We start from the raw sequence: 23,111 nt of genomic DNA on the forward strand, positions 1-23,111 counted from the left end.
TCGGTGAGCGGTGAAACCGAAAGACGAGCCGCCTCAGCCCAGCAGCGAGACGGGGTTCGAGACGGGTGAGTCAGAGAGATCCTCGAGCCAGCACCGGACGTCCATGAACCGGAGTTTCACGCGGGGGGGCAGGTCGTGGACCGTCGGTGCGTCCGCGAAGAACCGTTCGTCGACGTTCTCCTGCTGGTAGTGCTCCTTGCGGTCCGGCCACGGCGTCTCGAAGGTCTTCAGCCCCGGGACGGCCCGCCGGAGCAACTTCTCGACCTGGTTCCGGCGGAACGTCTTACGGGGCCGGTCCGGCGGTGAGTACCGGAGCAGGTCGTCGTCGACACGCTGCAGCGCCGCCCGGTAGGTCTGCCGGGTCCGATGCTCCGGCGGCGTCTGGAGGTGCCACGCGAGCAGTTCGCTATCGGCCCCGACGAACGACTCCACGTACCTGTCCGCGAGGTGATTGCGGAACGAGAGCGTGGGCTGGTTCTGGATACCCACCAGCGGGATGGCGTTGTACACCGAGTCGCAGCGGTCGTCGAGCCGCCGGCGCTGGGATTCGAGCGCGTCCTTGCAGAACTCGACGCTGTCGCTCGGCAGTGCGGTGTCGATGGAGTCGAGCCGCTCGTCGAGCTTCCAGAAGCCGAACTTCTCGAACAGCAGCGTCTCGGCGAGGTCAGGGTCAGGCTCGAGCCCGCTACGCGGGACAGAGAAGCCGAGCACATCGGTCGTCCGCTCCGGCCGGAAGTGAGCGGCGAGGAACGTGTCGAACAGCAGTCCGTGGAAGACGGAGTCGACGTCCATCCCCTCGTCGCCGTTCTCGTGGTGCACGTGGAGTGCCTCCCGGATGCTGCCACCGTACTGGATGGTGTCGCCGTCGGTGTTCATGTAGCCGCCCTCGGGGTCGATCACCTCGTGGTCGACACCGTACTGGTCGGCCAGGCGACGGGAGATGCGCACCTCGTCGCTGTCCGGCCGACCGACGGTGTAGCAGCGTTCGAGCTCGTCGAGTTCGGCGAGGAACAGCCGCGAGTCGTAGCCCGCGCTCAGCAGGACTCCCGTCCGTCCCGGCTGGCCGCGGCGGCAGTGGATGGCACGCTCCAGACGCTCGGCCAGCGATTCGACGTAGTCGAACCGACGCGGCTCGTAGACGAACCGCTGCAGGGGGCCCGTCTCGTCCGCACCGAGGTAGCCGTCGAACGGCACGCGGTTCACCGACTCGTAGAGCGTCCGAGTGCCGAGGACGACACCCATGTGAAGGAACTCCAGCAACGACTGTCGGGAGACCGTGACGTCGTCGGCGACAGCGACGACCTCGGTGGGGTCAGTCCCGAACACCCTGGTTCCGTCCGTGTCGGTGTAGAAACACTCCCAGGACCGGATCGGGTCGGAGACGACGAGTGGCCGGTCACCATCGTCGATGGCGACGACGAAGGAGCCGTTCAGTTCGGCGATGGCGTCCGTGCCGTACGCTCCGTACTGTTCGAGCAGCCAGCGGGCGGTGTCATCGACGTCGCGCCCCGGCAGGTACGCCTCACCCCAGACTGCACAGCAGCCCTGATCGCTCTCGTGGACGCTGGTCCGGCCGGGATGGCCGAGTGCCTGGTCGCTGACGCCGACCGCGAGGCCCGGTCCCTCAAGGACGGTGTCGAACGCGCCCGTGTCGCGGAGCGCCTCGAGCGCCGGTGCGTCGCCGAACACTCCAAACAGTTCAGTGTTCACGGCTGCCGTCGGTCACTCGACCGTGACACTCTTCGCGAGGTTCCGTGGCTTGTCGATCTCGCGGTCGAGGCGATTGGCCGCGTAGTACGAGACGAGCTGGAGCTGGACGTTCGCCAGCAATCCCTCCAAGAGTTCGTGCGTCTCGGGGACTGTAAGCCGCTTGTCGGCCAGCTCGGCCCCGGTCTCCTCGTCGTCGGTGACGAGGACGATCGGCGCACCGCGGCTCTTTGCCTCGGTCGCGTTCGTCAGCGTCTTGCTCCGCTCCTCGCCCGTCGCGATGGCGAAGATCGGCGTCGACGGCGTCACGAGCGCGAGCGGGCCGTGCTTGAGCCGGCCGCTGGTGAAGCTCTCTGCGTGCTCGTAAGTGATCTCCTTGAACTTCAGCGCGCCCTCCTTGGCGACCGGGAAGCCGAGGTGGCGACCGATGAAGAGGTACGCCTCGCTGTCGACGTAGTCGTGGGCGACCGACCGGGCGTCCGAGGACTCGAGGACGTACTGGAGGTCGTCCGGAAGTCGCTCCAGCGCCGCCAGGACCTCGTCGAAGTCGTCCCGTGGTTCCGTACCGTCGATGTCCTCGGCGAGTCGGCGCGCGAGCAGCAGCAGCGTGACGACCTGCGACGAGAACGTCTTCGTCGCGGCGACACCGATCTCCGGGCCGGCACGGATGAACACCGTCTCGTCGGCACGGCGTGCAGCCGTCGAACCCATGACGTTCGTCACCGCGACCGTGGTCGCACCGGCCTCGGCAGCCTCGGCCATGGCTGAGAGGGTGTCGGCGGTTTCGCCGCTCTGGGTGACGGGTATCGCGAGAGTGCTGTCGTCGACCAGATTCGACGACGCCCCGTACTCGCTGGCCCGGTACGCCGTGGCCTCGACCCCTGCGTCCTGCAGGAGCTTCGACCCGTACAGCGCTGCATGATACGATGTACCGCACGCGACGAAGTCGACCTGGTCGTAGTCTTCGAACGCGCCCGCTTCGAGCCCGTCGAGGGAGACGCTCCCGGTCTCCGGGTCGATCCGCCCCTCGATCGTCTGCCTGAGCGCGGTGGGCTGTGTGTCGATCTCCTTGAGCATGTAGTGGTCGTACGAGCCCTTGCCCGTCTCCTTGGCGTCCCACTCGATGTGCTCGATCTCGCTCTCGATGGGGTCACCCTTGATGTCCATCATCGAGAAACCGTCGGGGTCGACGCGCGCGATCTCGCCGTCCTCGAGGTAGACCACGTCGCTCGTTCGTTCGAGGAACGCCGGCACGTCACTGGCGAGGAAGAACGCCCCGTCGTCGATGCCGACCACGAGCGGTGTCCCGTGGCGGGCGCTCAGGATGGTCTCCTCCTCTTCGATGATCGCCGCGACCGCGTAGCTCCCTTCCAGCCGTTCGAGAGCCCGTCGGAAGGCGGTCTCGGGCTCCAGCCCCCCGTCGAGGTAGTGTGCGATGAGGTGCGGGATGACCTCTGTGTCGGTGTCGCTCACGAACTGGTTGCCCGTCGCCTCGAGCTGCGAGCGGAGCTTGTCGTAGTTCTCGATGACGCCGTTGTGGACGACGGCGACGCGCCCCTCGGGATCGGTGTGTGGATGGGCGTTCTGGTCGGTCGGCGGGCCGTGGGTGCTCCAGCGGGTGTGGCCGATGCCAACCGTCCCGCTCGGCGGGTCGTCGGGGAGTGCATCGCGCACCTCCGAGACGTTCCCGGCGCGCTTGAACGTCTTGATGCCGCTTCCGTTCTGGACGGCGACGCCCGCGGAGTCGTACCCGCGATACTCGAGGTTGCTGAGGCCGTCCATCAGCGTCGACACGGTCTCGTCGGTGCCGACGCACCCGATGATACCACACATGTCAGCGGCACACCTCGCGTTCGCCGTGGAGCGAGCTGGTCGGGAGCCGATTGTCGATTCGAGACGCCGTATCGGTCAGGTTGTCGTCTATCATACGTACTCGATTGCCGCACGTTGTTGCCCATTTGGGCTTGACGCGGGTACGGCCAGACCAAGGCACGAACGGGGCATTACTATACGCGAGATAAGCAGCCGATAGACAGCTGTTAGGGTTCGGAGTTCCCCACCGACAGCGGACGCCCGAGGCTGACCCGCTGCTCTCTCGCTGCAGATGAGCGGCCGCAGCGGTTTAGCCGTCCAGTAATAATGCGACTCCCGCACCATTCTCGATCGATGGCAGAGAACACACGACGCGGACTGTTACGAATCGCGGGAGTCGGGGCGGCCACCGTACTCCCGGGCTGTGCGAGCGCCGTCGACCAGCTGTCCAGTGATACGAACTCGACCGGGACAGAAGGCCGGACTACAGGGCTCACGACGCGCACGAAGGCGCCCGAACCCTCACAGACGACGGACGGCCGGACGACCGAAGAGCCCACCGAACCCACGGAGGAGCCGGCAGAGTCGGTCGAGATCTCGGACACCGACCTGTTCGGCGGCAGCGTTCCGTTGCCCGAGACGCCGGACGCACACCGCTACGCGGTGATGGGCGACCCGGACACGAGCCCGACCGCCACTGTGTACGGCAACTGGAAGTGCCCGTACACGGCGTCGTTCGTCGTCGACCAGCTCCCGGTTCTCGTGGACCGGTTCACGCGACCGGGGGACGTGGCGATCGAGTTCCGGTCACTCGCGTACCTCGATGGTGACCCCTTCCTCGGCGAGGACGCACCGGGAGCGAGTCGCGCCGGCCTCGCCGTCTGGAACGTGGCCCCCGAGTCGTACTGGTCGTACCTCGAGACCGTGTTCGCGAACCAGCCGCCGGAGCGGCAGACGTGGGCGGAGGTCGAGCTGCTGGAACGCCTCGCCAGCGAGGCCGGCGTCGACCGGGTCGGGGCGGTGTCCCAACTGTTCACCACGGACCGATTCGGCCCCGCGCTCCAGGAGACGGTCCAGCGTGCAAAGCGACGTGCTATCGACACTGTCCCGCGGGTGGTCACAGAGGAGAGAGTAACGGCACCGACGGTCGACTTCGATTCGACCAAGCGTCAGTTCCGCGTCGCCAGCGACCGCCGCTAGTCCCGGTCAGACGAGAACACGTCCGGTTCCTCGTCGTAGAGGGTGACGATCTTCTCGCGACCGATCTCGAGCCGGCTGATCTGGTTGTCTTCCTCCATGGCGGAGAGCGTGCGGCTCACCTTCGACTCGGACCAGTCGGTGTTCTCGACGACGTCGCGCTGTTTCAGCCGGCCGTCGTGCTCCTGGACGAGCGCGAGCACCTCGTCGCGGTCGGTCCAGATCCGGTCGTCCGGGGAGCTGTCGTCCGTGGACTCCTCCTCGATAGCCTCTCTATCGGTGGCTACCGCCGATTCCGACTCCGCCGAGACGGCCCGGGGTTCGTCCGGTTCGTGGTCCCTGACGTAGTTCGAGACCCAGTCCGGTAACGTGAACTGCGTGTCGCCATCGTCGAGGACGGTTCCGGAACTCCATTCCGACCTTCTGAGGACCACGCCGATGACGAACAGCAACGTGATGCCGCCACCCCCGAGGAAGAGGGGCGTCCACGCGCTCTTCGGGTTCGTCCCGAGCGCCCGCTCCGTGTCGTCGTCCAGCATGTCGCCGTCCGTGTCCTGTTTCGTCGGATCGAGACCGAGCGCGACCTCCTTTCGGTCATCGATGCCGTCGTCGTCGGTGTTGGGCGACAGCGGGTCGGACCCGAGCGCGACCTCCCGGCCGTCGTCGAGGCCGTCGTCGTCGGTGTCCGGTTTGAGTGGGTCCGTCGAGTTACTCAACTCGGCACCGTCAGTCAGTCCGTCTTCGTCCGAGTCCGGGTCGGTGGGGTCCGTACCGCGGTTGATCTCGGCGCCGTCGGGAACGCCGTCGTCGTCGGTGTCGGCGAGCGCCGGGTCGGTGTCGTGTGAGTTCAGCTCGGTGCCGTCCGAGATACCGTCACCGTCCGTATCGCTCTCGAACATGCTGGTGGACATGTTCGCCTCGCGCTGGTTGGTGAGACCGTCAGTGTCGACGTCGCCCTCACGGGTGAGCACGCTGACCGAAACCTCCCGCTGGTCGAGGGTGCTGTTCTCCGTGCGGAGTGTGACGTTGAGCGCCGACCGCCAGGAGCTGTCCGTCTGCCAGCCGTCCACGTCGAACGAGTACTCCACGTGCGTCGCGTTTCGCGGGCTGAACGTTCGACAGCCGGGCCCGCGGTCGGAGCTGTTTGTCTGGACACAGACGTAGAACACGGTGCCGTTCGGCGGCGTGACCGTGACGTTGATGCGGAACGGTTCGTCGTTCCAGTAGACGAAGCCCTGGGTCGCGTTCGTGACGTGTCCTGGCCCGTCGGTAGAAACGCTCGTGATGCCAGGGGCGACCTGTGGGGTTGCTGTCCCGCTCCCGTTCACCGCCGCGCTCTGGGGTTCCGACACACCAGAGACGGCGGCTGGGGCGACACCGCCGACGACGACCAGGACGGCACAACAGAGTACGAGACTCGTGGATGAGGTGCGTGTGTGCATGGAGACGGTAGAGGCGTTGGGATAGCCAAAATGCTTTTCAGCTAGTTTCTGATACCAGCTTATCAACCTTTGGAGATGGTCGCTGGCTTACCAGTCCGTTTGAAGGAATTTCCTTCATGCCGTTGTTTGTGGCGGCCGGTGCGTGGACGACCGGTGGGTGGGCGGCTCGTCGGTGCGGGTCACCGTAGCGGCCGCTGCCGGAGGAGTTCTGCCCCCAGGAAGACGAGCAGTATCAGGGTCCCGAAGAGGAGGTCAGGCGGAGACGAGAGTATCGGCAGCCCCAGCGCGGCCGTGATAAGGAGGATGCTGGCGACCCCCGAGGCGACGAGCGAGTAGCTGTACTGCGGTGCCTCCTGCGTGTCCGCCGCGGGTGCGCTGGTCTCCGGCGGTCGTTCGTCTGCTCGCTCGAAGAGGTGCGTCTCGAGCTGGTCCGCGAGCGGATTGCGCTCGACCGTCCCGCGGCTCTGGTTGTAATCGATGATACCCTCGTCGTCGAGCTTCGGGAGGTGGTTCTGGTACAGGGGAATGTACACGCGCTGGCGCTCTTCGGACGACAGCGTCCTGACGGTCTTGTCGTGCTCCCACGCGGCGACCTTCTCGGCGATGTCGCGCATGTCCGTCTTTCCCTCCTTGTCGTGGAGGTACCTGATGACGCGGCGGCGACGTTCGTTCTGGAGCAGGTGGAAGACCTTGTCGTGGCTCAACACTCGTTGGCTCCCGTCCGGTTCCGGCGTCGCGTCGAGGTCGGCGGGTGCGTTCGACTGGTCTGTGATCATCGCTCTGTTCCTCCAATGCGGCGGGGGATAGATAAAGGGGAGAAGTCGTTGCAGACTCTTTCACACTCTTGTGCGGGTTTAGAGGGCCTGTAGCGTGGGTTCTACTGAACAGGCCGAGGGGTTGTTCTGCCCGGGACGAACGGGTTCTATCGGGGCGTACAACGGACTGCAACGGTGCGGGTCGCCGGGTGATGCTACCAGCAATCACCGTGCGATGCGGCCCACCGGGACCGGTTGCAGCTCCGCCGACCGCGGGCGCTGTGGATACTATGGAGAGGGTAAGTCGTCCCCCCGGACGCGGATTGAACCTACCCTGCGTGTAACTAACCCCGGACCGGGCCAACAGTCGCCCGATGGCAGCACACACCGTCGAGTGGACAGTCGACCTCGTCTGCTGTATCGCGTTGGCCCTGCTCGTGCCCGTCGCCGTCCTCGTCGTCGGAGTCGAGTCGCCCCTCCGTGCCGCGATAACGCTCCCGTTTCTCGTCTTCGTCCCGGGATACGCCTTCCTGGCGACGGTCTATCCGGAACGCCACGAACCGTCGACGAAGAGCCGGGACGCGACCCACGCGCTGGCGGCGCACCGGGCACAGGCGGGCATCCCCGCTGGAGAGCGCCTCGTCCTCTCGGTCCTGATCAGCTGTGCGCTGACGCCGTTCGTCGCACTCCTGCTGAACTTCACGGGTGCCGGTGTCCGACCGAGGCCCGTCCTCGTCGCCATCGCGGGACTCACGCTGCTCCTCTCGGTGGGTGCAGTCGCCAGACGGGCGAGGCTCTCGTTCGAACGACGCGGTGGCGTGTCGTTCGCCGCGGCTACGAACCTGTTCGGTGGCGAGGGCAGTTCGGACGGCGGCATCGGCCAGTCCTCGACGCTCGTCCGGGCGCTGAACGTGGTCGTGGTCCTCGCCCTCCTGCTGGTCCCGGTGACTGCCGCGTTCGCCTTCACCGCACCGACGGCAGGGCAGCAGTTCACCGAGTTCTCGGTCACCGGACAGAACGAGTCCGGCAACTACACCGTCGAGTCGCTCCCGATACAGCTCGAACCGGGGACCGAGGAACCGGTCTACGTCACCATCCGGAATCAGGAAGGCGCCCCGGAGAGCTACACTGTCGTCGCGATGCTCCAGCGCACCGAACGCACCGATGACGGGGTCACGGTCCGGTCGAGTCGGCGACTGACCAGCTTCGAGCGCGACCTCGCGGACGGGGAACGTGCCCGCATCACCCACTCGCTTGGTCCGCTGGACGCGGGCCAGCGCTACCGTGTGGCCTACCTACTCTACACCGGTGAGGCACCGACGAACCCGACCCGCGACAACGCCTATCGCTCGCTACGCGTCTGGGTCACCGTCACGGAGTCGGATGAACAGGTCCTCGTCGGACCAGAGGAGCACAGCTGACGATGTGGCCCTGGGGACACCTCGCGTTCAGCTATCTCTGTTACTCGGTCTGGAGCCGACTCCGCTCCGACCGACCACCCGCCACGGCGCCCGTCATCGTTCTCGCGTTCGCCTCACAGCTCCCCGATCTGATCGACAAGCCGCTGGCCTGGACGTTCCACGTGTTCACCACCGGGTACGGACTGGCGCACTCCCTGTTCTTCGCATTCCCACTGGTGGTCCTCATCGGCCTCCTCGCCAGACGCCACCGCGCCGTGGGATTCGGTGCGGCCTTCGGCGTCGGCTACCTCTCGCACCTGGGCGGAGACGTGCTGTTCGGACTGCTCGTCGGCGTCGATTCGCCCTTCGGTCGCATCGTCTGGCCGCTATCGAACCCGACGGGGTACACGGCCGACATCGGCTTCGTCGAACGGGTCACGCGCTACCTGAACGCGTTCCTCGTGAACCTCGCCGACGGCGATATCGGCGTCTACGTGCCGCTGTATCTGCTCCTGTTCACGACGGTCTTCGGGCTCTGGTTGCTCGACGGTGCCCCGCCGGTCGGGGCGCTGGTCCGTCGGTACACAGAATAGAGAGAACGAAGGGGTGGCGGGGGCGAACGGGGGCCGGAAGCCGGCTGCCCCCGGCGGTCAGGGCTCCTCTGCGTGGACGGTGAGGTCCCGGTTCTCCTCGAAGTCGAGGACGGCAGCGACGAGCATGCTCAGAACCCCGACGAGGACGATGGCGAGCGGTGCGACGAGCCCGCCGTCCTCCCCGTCGAACACTCGTTTGGCCGCCGCGAGCAGCCCCGTGAGCGACCCCGCAGCACCGACCAGATAGAACGCGGGAAGCGGGTGGAACTCCCTCCCGAGGTACGTCTCCTGCAGTCGGCCGGTGAAGTTCCTGAGGAGCAGCCAGGACACCTTCGGGACGTACGTCTGGTACTCGATGTGGCTCTCCTCGTCGTCGTATACGGCACGGTGGGGGACGTCGGCGACGGTGACTTCCTCGGCGTTGAGCATGGCGAGGAGGTGGTTGCAGTAGCCGTAGTCCTCGTACATCTCGCCGATGTCGACAGCCGAGAGTGCCGAGTGCGAGATCGCGGTCGAGCCGTTCTGGGGGTCCATGGTCCGCCAGTACCCGCTGGAGATCTTCGTGAGATACGTCAACACGAAGTTCCCGACCCGCCGGAACGCCGGCATCTCATCGCGGTCGCCGCTGTGGAGACGATTCCCCTTCGCGTACCCGGCTTCGCCGTCAACGACCGGCTGGAGGACGCGCTCGACGATGTCCGGCTCCGACTGGCCGTCGCCGCTGATGACGACAGTCACGTCGAGCTCGTCGGCAAGTGCTCGCTGGTAGCCGGTCTTGATCGCGCCGCCGACACCGCGGTTCTCGTCGTGCTGGATCGGGACGACCTGCGGGCCAGCCGCAGTACCGCCATCCGGCAATGGGCTCTGTACTGCGTCGGGCTCGATCCCCGCGTCCGCGTGGCGGGCTATCTCGTCCCAGGTGTCGTCGGTCGAACAGTCGTCGACGACGTAGGCTCTATCGACGAAGGATGGGAGTGTCTCGATGACCTCGCCCACGAACGATTCCTCGTTGTACGCGGGGATGACGGCTCCGATGGTGTTGCCCTGATACATTGGCTCTGTGGTCGTCCGTGACCACGGGAGCGCCACCCGTTACTATAGGGTCTGTAACTCCTCTAACGGTACGTCAGAAGGCTCGGCACGGAGGTGGCGAATCTGCCACCTGCACAGTTCGCCCAGAACGCGCGAACCGCGCTCGGTCAGGTCGTACGCGCTCGTCCGCCCGTCCCGGGCGCTCTTTTCGACGAGGTCGCGCTCGGCCAGTTCTGCCAGGTTCGGATAGAGCTGCCCGGGGAGGACCATCTCCATGGTCGTCGCCTCCAGCTCGCGTTTGATCTCCTGCCCGCTCGGTTCCGCTGCGCCCGCGACGACGAAGAGGAGGTCGCGCTGGAAGTTACTGAGCTCTCTGACTTCGGTGGTCGTCGGGCCGTCCCCCGCCGTGGTACTGGGACGGTGCTGGCTCACCGAGACGGTTCCGCTCTGGTCGCTGTCTGTATCGAAGTGTTTCATGTGTCGAAGGGGATGACAGTTCGTGGTGGGATGGTAGTCGGCCGGTCGTCGGCCGTATCGGTCGTTCGAGTGCCGGTTCGACGCGGGGTCCGCCGTGAAGTCAGTCCATCGGAGCGGTCGCCTGGTAGCGGTCCCAGAGGGTGGACGGCGTGATGACTTCGAGGTCGCTGTCGTCGAGGTAGCTGACGAACTCCTCGAAGTCGCCGGTCGACATCTGGAGCCCCTCGCTCGAGCCGCCCACCTCGTGGAAAGTGAACATCTCGAGGTCGGAGTACAGCTGTCCGAGGTCGACCATCTTCTTGGCCCGTTCGAGGTTGCTCGCGTCGCCACGCGAGGCGGTCATGTTCTGGGTGACACGCCCCGAGCCGGAGCTCAGCGTGTCCATGTACCGGAACCCGAGGTCGTGGTACTGGTTCGCGAAGGACGCGGTAGCGTCGGTGAAACCGCCGTAGGGATAGACGATGGACCGAGCACCGGTCTCGAAGCCGTGGTCGACGAGCCACTGCCTGGCGTTGACGATCTCCCGCTCCGCTTCGACGCGGGAGATGCCCTGCAGGCTCACGTGCGAGTGGGTGTGCGAGACCATCTCCCAGCCGTTCGACTGGAGCTCCTCCATCTGTTCGATGCTCATGTGGTTCTCCGCGCCGACCTCGCCGGTGACGATGGAGGAGGCGGCGCTCATCTCGTGCTCCTGCAACACGGGATAGGCGTTCTCGTACGCGGAGACGAGACCGTCGTCGAAGAATATCATGGCCTTCCCGCTGTCGGGCGAGGGCGTGGTGCGGAGGTCGTCGATCCAGAACTTCGTGTCCGGGCCACCGCCGCGGATGCGTATCTCGAGACGGCTCACCTCCTCCAGGTTCGGAAGTCCGTTGACGCGACGGGCGCCGAGGTCCAGCCGGAACCAGTTCCGGTTCGACTCCTCACGGATGCCCTCGCCGACGACGAGCGAGTTCGCTTCGTCCGGTGCGTAGAGCTTCACCTGGGGGACAGCGTTCCCCGAGGAGTCCATGCGGAAGGCGAGCGAGAGGTCCGTCGTCGACCCGTCGATGTCGACCGGGCGGGAGATGCTCACCGGGCCCTGGGTCCGTTCGAGGCGTGCCGACTGCGACCCCGTGAACGTCTGCGAGTCGTCCGCGTGTAACGACCCGCTCTCGACGGTCCACTCCGAGAGGTTCTCGAAGTCGTCCACGAGCGTGGACTGGGCCACGTTGCTCGGCTCCGACTGCTGGCCGTCGCTCGTGTCGGTCTCTGTCGAGCGGTTCCCGGTGGTGGTCTGTCGGTTCGTCGTCGAACCCGGGGTCTGCGTGGGCTGGTCGGTACTGCCCGAGTCACCGAGGCAGCCGGCGACACCGAGCAGGCCTGCAGCGGCGAGTGACTTGAGTGCGTTGCGTCTCGTCCGAGATGTCGATTCGGAGGGTTTCACGCTATCGGGTCCAGTGCCGCCAGCCGCATTATTATCGTGCTGGTAAGGTGTTCCCCACCGACTGGGAGTCGCGTATTCCCCGCGTTCTACCAGCTCCGTGGCCATGGTTCGGTCCCACGCCGGCCCGAACAGGGCCACTCCTCGCTGGGAACCTCAGCGGACCGGTTTCGCCCGACTGCGGAAGGGTGACGGGTCGTCGAGCCCTCGCCTTAACAAGCCTATAGCAAACCGTTGGACGCCGAAAGGCTCGTCCATGGGTGACGATGACGGACTCAACAGACGAGAGTACCTACAGTCGAGTAGCTTCCTGGCTGCCCTCGGTGGCTGCCTCGGCGGGCCACCAGACCGGTCACCGTCGACGGACGTGACAGCCGACGGCCCCGGACGGACCCGGCCGACCGAGACGGAGAACGGAACGACGCCGGGCGTCGTCGACGTCGAGACAGTCCGCACCGACCACCTCCTCACCGACTCGCGCAACGCAGGCGCGGTCGTCTGGAAGGACGAGGATGGGACCGTTCACGCCGATGTCGAGGAGGAAGTGGTCGAGAGCGGTCCGGACTTCTCGCGCGTCGTCCAGGCGGTCGTCGACCACGGCGTCTCGAAACTGGTTATCCAGGCGGGGCATTACGTCGCATCCGAGCCGATCGAGCTCGACTCGGACACGGTAGTCACTGGCATGGGCCGCGGCACGACGATCGAGGTCGCCGGCAGCGCCGCATTCAACGTCCAGGGTAACCGCACCGGGAGCGCCTCGGTCACGTCGAGAGTCGGCAACGAGGTGATCCCGGTCGACGACACGGGACCGTTCGAAATCGGCGAGCACGTCCTCATCAACACGAATCGGACGACGACGTACCGCAACCAGCCGTACGGCGAGATACACAAGTTACTCGACGTGGACGAGGAGAACGGGCAGATACGTATCTCGGCCGGTGGCCTCTTCGACACCTACCGCCCGGAGAACGGTGCGGCCGCGATCGGGCTCGACCTCGTTGAGGGCGTCACGATCCGAGACCTCGAGATCGTCGGGCGCGACCGGTCAGTGTTCCGCTCGGGCGTCACTGCGACGTACGCGAACAGCCTCCTCGTCTCCCAGACGAAGATGCACAACCTCGCTCACTCCGGGGTCATCATGTCGTCGTCGGTGTTCTCCACCGTCAGCGATTGCGAGCTGTACGATATCGGCTACGACGGTCGTGGCGTCGGCTACGGGGTCACACTCTCGGACGCGGTCCGGAACATCACGGTCCGGAACAACGTCATCTACGACACGAAGAACCACTGCACGACCGTCGGGGGCTCCGGCACCGACGGCTTCCCGAGGCTCCTGACGTTCCGGGGGAACGAGTACTATCAGGATAACGCCGACGTTCACTTCGGCGGTGTCATCCAGTTCCAGGACAACCGATTCGCGAACGGCAGCGGTGGCATCATCACGGGAGCGGAGGAGACGCAGATCAACGGCTGCGAGTTCCGCAACCTCTCGGACGACGCCATCAAGAGTCGTGGGCGTCCCGACTCGCTCATCGTCAACAGTTCGCAGTTCTGGAAGATCGACGGCATGGGCGTGAACCTGTACAGCAACCCGACCGGGATGAACGAGATCGGGATGGCCGCGAACGACTTCGATAGACTGAGCGGGAACATCATGCGGTTCCGGACGCCAGAGGGGGATACCTGCGAGTTCCTGGGCGTTACAGAGAACGTCGTCCAGACCTGCGGTAGCACCGCGTTCAACATCTCGGAGATCGGGAGCTCCTCCATCGAGGACGTGAACTTCGTCGGGAACCACTTCGAGGACATCAGCAACTACGTCGTCGCTGCCGGGTCGGTGAGTGGTCCGATACGGTTCCTGAGCAACTCGCTCTCCGAAGTGAGTGGTTCGTACGCGGCCATCCTCGGGGGGAGACCGAACCTGATCGCCGCGAACGACTTCAACCGCTACGGGAATCGGGGACTGCTCGTCCGTGCTGGCGGGCTGGTCACCGGGAACAGTTTCTCCCGCGGCGGGAACGACGCCATCCTCGTCTACCAGACCGACGATGCCGCCGTCACCAACAACAACTTCTCCCTGACGGGGGGGAGCGACGTCAACCTCGTCGACGCAGCGGACTGCATGGTCGTCCAGAACGACATCGAATCGGGAATCGAGGGTGACGGCGAAGCGAACGTCATCAGGCACAACTTCGGCCACCCCACGGAGGAGAGCGGCACCTACACGGCGAGCGGAAGCGGCGGTCGGTCGTTCGACATCCCGCACGGTCTCGTCGAGGCCCCCGCGGTTGCCAACGTCTGGGCGGAGAGCGCGGACGCGGCGGGCGCCCACTACATCTCGGCCAAAGCCGCGGACTCGGTGACCGTCACCTACGAGTCCGCACCGCCGAGTGGCTCCGGGAACCTGTCCTGGGGGTACGAGCTGTCGACGCACTCGGAGTGACGGACAGAGCGGGCGTGACGAATCGGCTCGGGTCCGGGGTTGTTTTTTCAGTCTCGCCCTCCTTTCCAGCGGTATGAACACGAGACAGCGCTACGCCATCGCGGCCGGCTTCGTCGTACTCTCGGCCGTGGTGAGTCTCCTCGCGGCTCCGGAGCTCTCCGACCGGCTGGTGACGAACTGGGGAGCGGGCGGTGAACCGAACGGGACGATGGGCAAGACCGCCGCGCTCGCCCTCTTCCCGGCACTGGGTGCCGTCCTCCTCGGACTGTTCGCTCTCGTCCCACGTATCGACCCGTTGCAGGAGAACATCGCGTCCTTCCGTCGCTACTACGACTGGTTCGTCGTCGTGTTCGCGGCGTACCTCGCGGTCCTGCACGCCGGCATCGTCGCCTTCAACCTCGGTTACGAGTTCGATATGACGCTGTTCGTCCTCGCCGGCGTCGCAGCCCTGTTCTACTACGTCGGAATCCTGCTGGAGAACGCACAACGCAACTGGTTCGTCGGCATCCGGACTCCCTGGACGCTGAGCAGCGACGAGGTGTGGGAGCGAACTCACGCGCTGGGCAGCAGACTGTTCAAGCTGACCGGGGTGCTCGCGTTCGTCGGCCTCGCCTTCGGCGAGTACGCGATGTTCTTCCTGCTCGTGCCGTCCCTGCTCACGGCGGTTGGAACGGTGGTCTACTCGTACTACCTGTACAGGCAACTCGACGGCGGCAGCGCGACGAGCGGGGACTGAAACCGCGGTCCGGAGCGGTCGCCGAAGGCTCCGGACTGACTGCACGTGCTCGATGTCGGCAGGACGACAGCCCCCGGCCCGGCCGAGGTTGCTTCGTCAGCGCCAGGCGAGTCGCGACGCCAGCCCGAGCGCGAGGGTGAGCCACGCACAGAGGGCGGCCGTGCTGACGAGGACGGTCGGCCCGCCGGGGACGGCGACACCCGTCGGCGCGACGCTCAGTTCGAGGACGAGGCTCCGGTAGGCGCTGTTCGGACTGAGCGCGAGCACGGTGGTCGGGACCTGCTCGCCGGTGACCGCACCCAGCAGCGCGCTGTCCAGCCCGACGACGAGCGCCACGACACTGCCGGTGGCAAGCGCGAGCCCGCCACGGGTCGAGCGTGCTGCCGCCGAGACCAGCGTCGCGATTGCAAGCGCGACTAGCGCGAACAGCGCCGTCGCCAGCGCGTACCGGAGATAGAGCGCGGGAGAGTCCGCCGTGGGGTGGGAGGCGACAACCGAGAGCTGTGCCGTGTCGCTCGTGGGGACGACCGAGCCGGCGAGGACGAACGAAAGCAGCACCAGCCCGAGCACGACCACGGCCCGGCCGAGGTAGACCCCCACGACGTACCAGTGTCCGGTGATCGGATACGTCCGGATGGTCTCCAGCTCCCCGCTCTCGCGGTCGCCGAGCAGCGCCCGGTAGCCGACGGCGAACGAAAGCACCGGGACGAGCAGCTCGACGGGCGTCAGGAGGTCGAGCACGAGCGCGAGGTACGCACCGGTCCCGCCCAGCCACCCGATGCCGCCGACCAGCAGGACGTAGCCGAGGCCGACGGCCAGCAGCAACGGGGTCCGGAGGACGGTCCGGAACTCGCGCTCGGCGACGTCTGCCACGTAGCCGAGCTCGGTCACGTACGGTCACCTCCGCGGAGCCCAGGCGAGACACCGACCGTGCCCCCGCCGTGGCCGAGCGTCTCGATGGCGTCGTCGAGCGTCGTCGCCCCGGACTCTGCCAGCAGCTCCGCCGGCGGGCCCGCAGCGACGAGCTCGCCGTGGTCGACGAGCAACACCCTGTCGGCGATGCGGTCGACCGTGTGGAGGTCGTGGGTGGACAGGAGCACCGCGTCACCGTCGGCGGCGAGGTCGTCGATCACCGCCCGGAGGTGACGGGCCATCGTTGGGTCGAGCCCGGTCGCCGGTTCGTCGAGGACGAACACCGACGGGTCACCGACCATCGCCTGGGCGAGTCCGAGCAGCCGACGCATCCCGCCGGAGAGCGCGTCCACGCGCCGGTCGGCGACGGCCGAGAGGCCGACGCGGTCGAGGACGGCATCGACGTCCGTTGGCTCCCCCACGAGCGATCCGTAGAAGGCGACAGTCTCCGCGACAGTGAACTGCCTGCGGAACGCCGGCTGCTGGGCGAGGTAGCCGACCCGGCGACCGGCGTCACCTGCGACGGAGACGGTCCCTACATCCGGTTCGAGCAGGCCGGCGACCAGTCGCAGCAGCGTGGTCTTCCCGCTCCCGTTCGGCCCGACGACGCAGGCGACCGTGCCGCCCGGAAGGGTGAACGACACGTCGCCGAGCACGTCGAGGCCGTCGAACGAGTGACTCACGCCCGCGACCTCGACGGCCGGTCGCTGTTGGGCTGGCTGTTCGTCGGGTCGGCCGGTCTGTCGCGGGGTCATGGTGTGCTCACGTTGTGCGTCTCCAGTCGGCCCGGGTGGACCGGGTCAGTCAGCGGTGCAGGGTCGACGACGGCTGGCCCCCGGAGTCCCGGAGCTGCCTGCTGGAACTGGTCGAACAGGTGGGCCGCCGGCGAGTAGGCGAGTGCGTTCGCGACCGGCGAGTGCCGGGCGTTCCGGTCGACGGGGTCCGTCGGCCGGTAGGTCCGCTCCACGACGCCGTCGCCGTCGCGGTCGACACCCGGCACCGCCCCCCAGTGGTTGCCGCGGCCGTCGACCGCCCAGCTCTCCAGCGTCGCCAACCCCGGCGAGACGGGGCGGTCGTTCCCGACGATGTCGTTCTCGAAGACGTCGTTGGTCGGGAGCATCGTCGTCGACCGGACACCGACGCCGTTTGCGACGACCGTGTTCCCGCGATAGGTCGACCGGGTGGTGCCGACCGAGAGCCCGACCTCGTTGTTCACGACCACATTCCCGGTCACGTAGGAGGCCGTGCCCGCGGTGCTGATGCCGACGCTGCTGTTCCGGACGTCGTTGCCGACCACGGCGTTGCCGGCCGGCCGGGTCATCACGTAGATGCCGGTGTTCACGTCGCGGACGCTGTTGTTCACGACGAGCGCGTCGCTCGTGTACATGTCGTGGAAGCCGAACCGGAGGTCCGCCACGTGGTTGTCACGGACCACCGTCCCGTCGGCGTAGTGCGCGTAGACGGCGTCGCGCCCCCCGTCGAACCGGGAGTCCTCGACGACCATTCGGGAGTACATCGGCAGGACGCTCATGAATCCCGACAGCCCGTCGGTGCCGTTCACCCGGGTCTCGCGGACGACGACACCGTCGCTGTCGAGGGCGACGACGCCGTTCGAAGGCGTGGCGATGCTGACGTTCTCGACCAGCGACCGGTCGGCGTCGCGCAGCCGCACCGCCGCGTCGCCGTAGCCGTACGTGAGCCTGATGCGACGGTCCCACGCCGACCCGTCGTCGGACTCCAGCTGTCCGGCGTTGGCGCTCCCTACCCCCACGATACGGAGGTCGGTGAGCCCGACGCCGGGCGAGCTGACGGTCACGACGGACCCGTCGCCGCCGCCGTCGAGGACGGTGGCGGCCCCGGTCCCGTCGAGCGTGATGGGTCTGCCGACTGAGAGGTTCGCGTCGTACCGACCACGGAGGAGCCTGACCGTGGTGTTCGCCGGCGCGCGGTCGACAGCCGCCGCGAGCGTCGGCGCGTCCTCGCCAAGGACCACCCCGGCCGGCGCGTCGCCGGCGGCGTCCGCCGGCGGCACGTTGTCTACGGCCGTCTCGACCGCCGCCCGGTCCGTGCCGACGACCATCGACACCGGCCGGTCCCGCGTCTCGCGTGCCCGCTCGACGGCCCGGTCGGCCCACTGCTGTCGCTCGGCGACGGGCGGCTCGTGGTCGCCGGCGTCGGGCCGGTCCGTCCGTCGCTCCCGCAGCCCGTCCCAGTCGACGACGGTGCCGTCGTGGGCCGTCGCGAACGCCCGGGCCGCCCCCCTGTCGCCGAAGGGGAGCGCGGTCGGTCCGCCGGGCGTCCGCGCCGGCGTCCCGACGACGAACCAGGCGTCCTCGGTGCGCGTCCAGCCGGGCGCTGTGGCGTCGGGGAGCGTCACGTATCCCTCGTCGGTCAGCGCGGGGTCGGTCCCGGCGAGGTCGGTGACGAACACCGCGAGCGGCCGGCCGAACTGCGCCCGGTGGCTGGGGTCTGATACGCCCGCGACGAGCGCGTCGGTCCCGTAGTAGCCGACGACGTACTCGTACTGGGAGTAAAACACCTGTCCCCGCGGCACGACGTGGCCCGCCTCCCGTGCCTGCTCGACGTCGACACCGGTCAGGCCGGTCGTGAGGGTTCGGTCGAACGGTACCGGCGATAGCTGCTCGCCGTCGCCGGTGTCGACGACGAGCCCACACCCCGCGACCAGCAGCGCGAGCACCACGACGACGCCGGCGAGGGTGACACTCCTCATGGCTCACCCCCTACCACGTTGAACGGACTGCGAGCGGCGACGGGACCACCGACGGCTGCCGGTCCCAGGCGGGTTTCGAGAGCTGCACCAGTGCGAATTTTGAACAATACCGTTGGGCTACAGACGCGGTGTGATAGTCGAGCGGACCACCCCGTCTGACCCTGCTCGCGTGCCTGTACGGATGATGTCTCCCCTGTCATACTGGAATCGGTGTGGACGGGACCGCGGACGGTGCGACCGCGACGACGAGCTGTCCCATTCCTGCCAGGACGAGGACCACGCCGGCGGCGCGTTCGAGCAGACTGCCGAGGCCGCCGAGCCGCGCGGCGGCGACGTCGACGCCGAGCCCTACCAGGAGCGAAAGCGCCAGCAGCGGCAGGGCTGCCCCCAGCGCGTAGACGAGGACGACGGCGGCAGCCTGTGGGAGCGGGAGCGCAAGAGACTGGACGACCACCGCCAGGAACACCGGGAGGACACAGCCGGCCGACGCGCCGGCGTAGCCGGCCCCGAACAGCGCGAACCCCGGCGTGTCGGCCCGGCGTTCCGGGAGTTGGACAGTCAGCGCGGGGGCGCGACCGGACACCACGAGCACGCCGAGGCCGACGAGGGCCAGCCCGACGGCCGGCTCCACGAGCGGCAGGAGCCGGGCGACCGGTCGCCCGAGGATGACGGCCAGCGCGGCGAGGAGCCCCAGGGTGAGGAGAAGCCCGCCCGCAGCTGCGAGGCCGCGCGAGAGGACACCCGCGGTGCTCGCATCCCCGTCTGCCGACCGGGCGTAGAAGCCGACGTAGCCGGGCACGAGCGGGAGCGCACAGGGCGACAGGAACGTCGCGAAACCCGCTCCCGCCGCGAACGTCAGGTGGCCCGCATCCAGGGCGGTCACGGCGCCGAGTCACCCCCTGCTGCCCGGATCTCCGCGACGATTCGCGAGGCGGTGGCTCGCCCCGTATGCGACCACGTCACGGTTCCGTCGGGGGCGGCGACGACGGCCGTCGGGATGCTGGTGGCTCCGTACTTGCGTGCCAGTGCGACGCCGTCGTCGACGCCGACCGGCCAGCTGCCGTCGTGGTGGGCCCACCACGATGCGACCTTCTCCGTCGAGACGGTCAGGCCGACGGGCTCGCTGGTCACCGAGAGGAACTGCACCTCCTCGCCGACCCGGCCGTAGGCATCGTCGACGACCGACATCTGCGACGCGCAGATCGGGCAGGTCGTCGCGAAGAACTCGACGAACGTCACCCGGCCCGGCTCGGGGACGACCGTACTGCCGGCCCGGCTGCCGGGAGCGTCGATGGTCTCGACCGTCACCGGCTCCGGGTCGTCGTCGCCGCCCGTCAGAGCGTTGCCGAGGCTGTTGCAGCCGGCGGTCGCGGCCGTCGTCGCGGCGGCGACCGAGCCGAGCAGCTCACGCCGTCGCAACGGAGTCACCTCCAGTCGGTGCGCCACGAGCACGGCCAGTCACCACGGCTGGAAGTGTGGCAGCGGGACACCCGGAAGTGGGACGCCGAGCGCGGCCAGCCCGTGCTGGAGCGGGATGTAGCCAAGCAGGACGAACGCGACGCCGAGCGCGCGGTGAAGCCGCTGGTGGCCGGAGTGGTCCAGCCCTCCGAACACTGTCCCGGTCAGGAAGACCGCGGGGACGGTCCCGAGGCCGAGCGCCGCGAGCGCCGCCGCACCCCCGAGCGCAGACCCCTGGACGAACGCGTACAGGTACGCCGGGTAGAGCAGCGGACACGGCAGAAAGCCGTGGACTGCCCCGAGGCCGGCGATGCGGTAGTCCCCGACCCATTCGTCGACGCGCGGGAGCAGGCTTCCCCGAACCGCACTCGCAACCCGTTCGACGGCCGGAATCGGGACGCTGCGGGCGCCGTTGCCGGCGACGTAGCTGACGCCGACCGCGGCGACGACGAGCCCCACGACGATGCCCGTCGCGGCACGGACTTCCGTGGCGACGAGGGTCACGTCCCGCACGCTCACGAAGACGAGCTGGCCCGCGAGCCCGAACAGGCCACCGAGCAGGGTGTAGCTGGCGGTGCGGCCGAGGTTGAACACCGCGTGCTGCCGGACCGCGTGGACCGAGAGCACGTCTTCGCGGCCGTCCCCGTCCATCCTGGCCGCGTAGGTGGCGACCAGCGGGCCACACATCCCGATGCAGTGCGCACCGCCGAGCAGGCCGACGAGCGCCAGCACCGGAAGTCCGAGCGTCTCCGTCCCGAGGAGTGGATTGGCTGGAGTACATGCGGCCATCTGTCAGGCTGTCGCCTCGACGACCGTCTCGACGTCCGAGAGCACGCGCTGGTGGTCGGGACGGTCGGTGCGGTACGCTCGTTCCACGGTGCCGGCTGGGTTCCGGAGGAAGGTCAGGGAGAGGTGCCGGAAGTCGTAGCCGGGCAGCCGCTGGGACTCCCCGGCACCGATTCTGTCGAAGGTGACGCCGAGTTTCTCGTCGACGACCGACTCGGCGCGCTCGGGCGACTCCGGACGCAAGAACCGCCAGTTGCCCGCCGCCATGTCGATGTTCATCCGCTGGCCGTACTCGCGGAGCGTCGCGACGTCGTCGCGTTCCGGGTCGAACGTGATCGCGAGGAACGTCACCTCGTCGTCGATACCTCGCTCGACCGTCCCCTGCTGGACGCCCGCCAGCTGGCCGATGAGGCGGACGCACTCGACTGGACAGGAGGCGAAAAAGGCGGTGACGACGAGCGTCCCGTCGACCGCCGCGCTCTCGACGACCTCGCCGGCCAGCGGATCCGGTAGCTCGAACTCGGGCAGTGCTTCCCCGTGGGCTGGATACGGCAGCTGACTGCTGTCGAACTGCTGGTCCGCTGGTGGGTCGAGCACCGTCTCGCCTCCGTCTGTTCCCCCGAGCGCCGAGGTGAGGCAGCCGGCGCTTGCCGTGGTGAACCCGAGGCTGGCCGCGAGGTAGGTCCGTCGCTGCATGGTCGCCACTTTCTGCCTGGTGGAAGTAAGCAGTCTGGTGCAGTTCTAGAAATACTACGACGGTCGTACCAGACTACCTATTCCCACCGTCCCCGAAGGTGCAATCATGGGAGAACACGACTCCACGGCGTTCGGTAGACGAACGATGCTCGCGCTGGTCGGAGCCAGTTCGGCGACCGCCCTCGCCGGCTGTCTGGGCGGTGACGGCGGTGAGGAGACCCCGACCCCGACGGCGACGCCCAGCGACCGGGTCCCCGAACAGTACCGGACTGCGACGGGGGCTGGTGGCGGCGAGCGCGACCCGGACAATCTCGCCAGCAAGAGCGACGTGAGCTACCAGTCCCAGCCCCAGGGCGGGCAGCAGTGCTCCGGCTGTACGTTCTACATCCCCGACAAGAACGGGGACGGCGTCGGTGCCTGTACCATCGTCGAAGGGACCATCGACCCGAGCGGCTACTGCACGAGCTACGTCGCCCACGAGCAAAACGGCGGGGACGGCGGCGAGTCGGTCTCGCCCATCGACGTCCCCGAGGACGCACGCTGTGCCGTCTGTGACATGATGGCCGCGAACTTCCCCGAGTGGAACGCACAGGCCGTCCACGCCGACGACACCCGTGAGTTCTTCTGTACGGCCGGCTGTGCGACGACCTACTACGCAGTCACGGATCAGTTCGCGGCGACCGACGCCGACATCGCGGGAGTCTGGGTCAGGGACCTGAACTCGCGGGAGCTCGTCGACGGGACGGCCGCGTACTACGCGCTCGAAACCGACCAGGACAGGTACGACGACCCGATGCGCGTGAACCCCGCACCGTTCTCCTCGCGCGAGGATGCGGTTGCGTACGTCGACGAGGTCGACTATCTCAGCGAGGACGATATCGTGGAACTCTCCGCCTTCGACCGGGAGCTGGCCGAGCAGTACCGTGGCCAGTTGCTGGAGTAGTGACGGGTAGGCCCGCGAACCCGGCCAGGGTACGGGCCGCCCGCAGCTCAGTCGAGCAGGCCGTCGTCGACTAGCCGGGTGAACCGGTCGACCAGCCGGTCGGGCAGCGAGGGCGTGACCTCGTCCAGCAGCCGCCGCGTCTCCTCGGGACGTGTCAGCGTGATGTGGCTCCGGCCCTGCTGGTCGTAGCACTTCTCCGCGACTCCGGCCTCGACGAGCGTCGAGACGTGCCAGGAGATTGTGCTTCGGGCCACGTCGAGTTCCTCGGCGAGGTCGGCCGCCGATGGCTCGGGATTCTCGAGGGCGACGACGATGATACCGCGGACCGTCTCGCGGCGCAGGAGCGCGATGGTCCGCTGCTCCCACGTTTCGTACCCCGTGGGGAAGTAGTGTGTCCGACCGCGTAGCTCCTCGGTGTCGAGTCGGCCGGCCTCCAGAAGACGACGGAGGTGGTACTGGGCCTGCCCGGTTGCGATGTCGAGCTCCCTGGCGAGCTCGTTGAAGTGGACGCCGGGATGGGACTCGATGTGATTGTGGACGCTCCGTCGCACGTCGCTCATAACAGTCG

At 67.6% G+C, this 23,111-nt stretch carries 21 protein-coding genes; 6 read left to right on the forward strand and 15 right to left on the reverse strand.

Annotation, left to right across the window (positions count from 1 at the left end; genetic code table 11):
- Positions 1-33: 33 nt before the first annotated feature.
- Both NO978_RS14570 and glmS read right to left on the reverse strand, forming a co-directional pair.
- The gene (locus tag NO978_RS14570; protein ID WP_257300324.1) at positions 34-1,710 is read right to left on the reverse strand and encodes an asparagine synthase-related protein; all 1,677 of its coding nucleotides are present in this window, start codon (positions 1,708-1,710) and stop codon (positions 34-36) included.
- A gap of 12 nt (positions 1,711-1,722) precedes the next feature.
- Positions 1,723-3,540 carry a glutamine--fructose-6-phosphate transaminase (isomerizing) gene (gene glmS, locus NO978_RS14575; protein ID WP_257300325.1) on the reverse strand — a complete coding sequence of 606 codons (1,818 nt, stop codon included), beginning with the start codon at positions 3,538-3,540 and terminating at the stop codon, positions 1,723-1,725.
- A 333-nt stretch (positions 3,541-3,873) separates the two neighbouring features.
- Here glmS and NO978_RS14580 point away from each other — a divergent pair, with 333 nt between their 5' ends.
- Complete coding sequence (locus NO978_RS14580) at positions 3,874-4,719, forward strand: DsbA family protein (RefSeq protein WP_257300326.1); 846 nt, start codon at positions 3,874-3,876, stop codon at positions 4,717-4,719.
- Here the strand turns inward: NO978_RS14580 and NO978_RS14585 are convergent.
- Positions 4,716-6,158: a hypothetical protein gene (locus tag NO978_RS14585; protein WP_257300327.1), complete on the reverse strand. Its 1,443-nt coding sequence runs from the start codon at positions 6,156-6,158 to the stop codon at positions 4,716-4,718. The two genes, NO978_RS14580 and NO978_RS14585, sit on opposite strands and share 4 nt — an antisense overlap.
- A gap of 179 nt (positions 6,159-6,337) precedes the next feature.
- On the reverse strand, positions 6,338-6,934 hold the full coding sequence (locus NO978_RS14590) for a hypothetical protein (protein WP_257300328.1): 597 nt from the start codon (positions 6,932-6,934) through the stop codon (positions 6,338-6,340).
- A gap of 353 nt (positions 6,935-7,287) precedes the next feature.
- On the opposite strand from NO978_RS14590, the gene NO978_RS14595 reads away from it, so the two are divergent.
- Positions 7,288-8,334: a DUF1616 domain-containing protein gene (locus NO978_RS14595; RefSeq protein ID WP_257300329.1), complete on the forward strand. Its 1,047-nt coding sequence runs from the start codon at positions 7,288-7,290 to the stop codon at positions 8,332-8,334.
- Positions 8,335-8,336: 2 nt separating this feature from the next.
- On the forward strand, positions 8,337-8,906 hold the full coding sequence (locus NO978_RS14600; protein WP_257300330.1) for a metal-dependent hydrolase: 570 nt from the start codon (positions 8,337-8,339) through the stop codon (positions 8,904-8,906).
- Between the two features lie 57 nt (positions 8,907-8,963).
- Here the strand turns inward: NO978_RS14600 and NO978_RS14605 are convergent, their stop codons facing one another.
- The 3 genes from NO978_RS14605 to NO978_RS19995 all read right to left on the reverse strand — a co-directional run bounded on the left by NO978_RS14605 (position 8,964) and on the right by NO978_RS19995 (position 11,841).
- Positions 8,964-9,959: a glycosyltransferase family 2 protein gene (locus NO978_RS14605; RefSeq protein WP_257300331.1), complete on the reverse strand. Its 996-nt coding sequence runs from the start codon at positions 9,957-9,959 to the stop codon at positions 8,964-8,966.
- A gap of 42 nt (positions 9,960-10,001) precedes the next feature.
- A complete protein-coding gene (locus NO978_RS14610) occupies positions 10,002-10,415 on the reverse strand; it encodes a PadR family transcriptional regulator (protein ID WP_257300332.1) in 414 nt (137 codons plus the stop codon).
- A 100-nt stretch (positions 10,416-10,515) separates the two neighbouring features.
- Positions 10,516-11,841 carry a polysaccharide deacetylase family protein gene (locus tag NO978_RS19995; protein ID WP_257300333.1) on the reverse strand — a complete coding sequence of 442 codons (1,326 nt, stop codon included), beginning with the start codon at positions 11,839-11,841 and terminating at the stop codon, positions 10,516-10,518.
- 253 nt (positions 11,842-12,094) lie between these two features.
- Between NO978_RS19995 and NO978_RS14620 the strand changes: the two genes are divergently transcribed.
- Positions 12,095-14,281, forward strand: coding sequence for a right-handed parallel beta-helix repeat-containing protein (locus NO978_RS14620; RefSeq protein WP_257300334.1), 2,187 nt, complete (start codon positions 12,095-12,097; stop codon positions 14,279-14,281).
- Positions 14,282-14,354: 73 nt separating this feature from the next.
- Entirely contained in the window at positions 14,355-15,017 is a 663-nt protein-coding gene (locus tag NO978_RS14625; RefSeq protein WP_257300335.1) for an SdpI family protein, read from the forward strand.
- A gap of 96 nt (positions 15,018-15,113) precedes the next feature.
- Here the strand turns inward: NO978_RS14625 and NO978_RS14630 are convergent, their stop codons facing one another.
- From NO978_RS14630 to NO978_RS14660, 7 genes are all read right to left on the reverse strand, one after another.
- On the reverse strand, positions 15,114-15,908 hold the full coding sequence (locus NO978_RS14630) for an ABC transporter permease (RefSeq protein ID WP_257300336.1): 795 nt from the start codon (positions 15,906-15,908) through the stop codon (positions 15,114-15,116).
- Entirely contained in the window at positions 15,905-16,684 is a 780-nt protein-coding gene (locus tag NO978_RS14635; protein WP_257300337.1) for an ABC transporter ATP-binding protein, read from the reverse strand. The genes NO978_RS14630 and NO978_RS14635 overlap by 4 nt, the downstream gene beginning before the upstream one ends.
- Positions 16,681-18,660: a NosD domain-containing protein gene (locus tag NO978_RS14640; RefSeq protein ID WP_257300338.1), complete on the reverse strand. Its 1,980-nt coding sequence runs from the start codon at positions 18,658-18,660 to the stop codon at positions 16,681-16,683. The genes NO978_RS14635 and NO978_RS14640 overlap by 4 nt, the downstream gene beginning before the upstream one ends.
- 196 nt (positions 18,661-18,856) lie before the next feature.
- Positions 18,857-19,543, reverse strand: coding sequence for a cytochrome c biogenesis protein CcdA (locus NO978_RS14645; protein ID WP_257300339.1), 687 nt, complete (start codon positions 19,541-19,543; stop codon positions 18,857-18,859).
- Positions 19,540-20,079, reverse strand: a complete 540-nt coding sequence (locus tag NO978_RS14650) for a TlpA disulfide reductase family protein (RefSeq protein WP_257300340.1) — start codon at positions 20,077-20,079, stop codon at positions 19,540-19,542. Before NO978_RS14650 ends, NO978_RS14645 begins: the two co-directional genes overlap by 4 nt.
- 39 nt (positions 20,080-20,118) lie before the next feature.
- The gene (locus tag NO978_RS14655) at positions 20,119-20,907 is read right to left on the reverse strand and encodes a sulfite exporter TauE/SafE family protein (protein WP_257300341.1); all 789 of its coding nucleotides are present in this window, start codon (positions 20,905-20,907) and stop codon (positions 20,119-20,121) included.
- Positions 20,908-20,910: 3 nt separating this feature from the next.
- The gene (locus NO978_RS14660; RefSeq protein WP_257300342.1) at positions 20,911-21,600 is read right to left on the reverse strand and encodes an SCO family protein; all 690 of its coding nucleotides are present in this window, start codon (positions 21,598-21,600) and stop codon (positions 20,911-20,913) included.
- Between the two features lie 106 nt (positions 21,601-21,706).
- On the opposite strand from NO978_RS14660, the gene NO978_RS14665 reads away from it, so the two are divergent.
- The gene (locus tag NO978_RS14665; RefSeq protein WP_257300343.1) at positions 21,707-22,543 is read left to right on the forward strand and encodes a nitrous oxide reductase accessory protein NosL; all 837 of its coding nucleotides are present in this window, start codon (positions 21,707-21,709) and stop codon (positions 22,541-22,543) included.
- Positions 22,544-22,590: 47 nt separating this feature from the next.
- On the opposite strand, the gene NO978_RS14670 is transcribed toward NO978_RS14665, so the two are convergent.
- A complete protein-coding gene (locus NO978_RS14670) occupies positions 22,591-23,103 on the reverse strand; it encodes a winged helix-turn-helix transcriptional regulator (RefSeq protein WP_257300344.1) in 513 nt (170 codons plus the stop codon).
- Between the last annotated feature and the right edge of the window lie 8 nt (positions 23,104-23,111).

Source organism: Haloarchaeobius sp. FL176 (assembly GCF_024609245.1).
GTDB lineage: Archaea > Halobacteriota > Halobacteria > Halobacteriales > Natrialbaceae > Haloarchaeobius.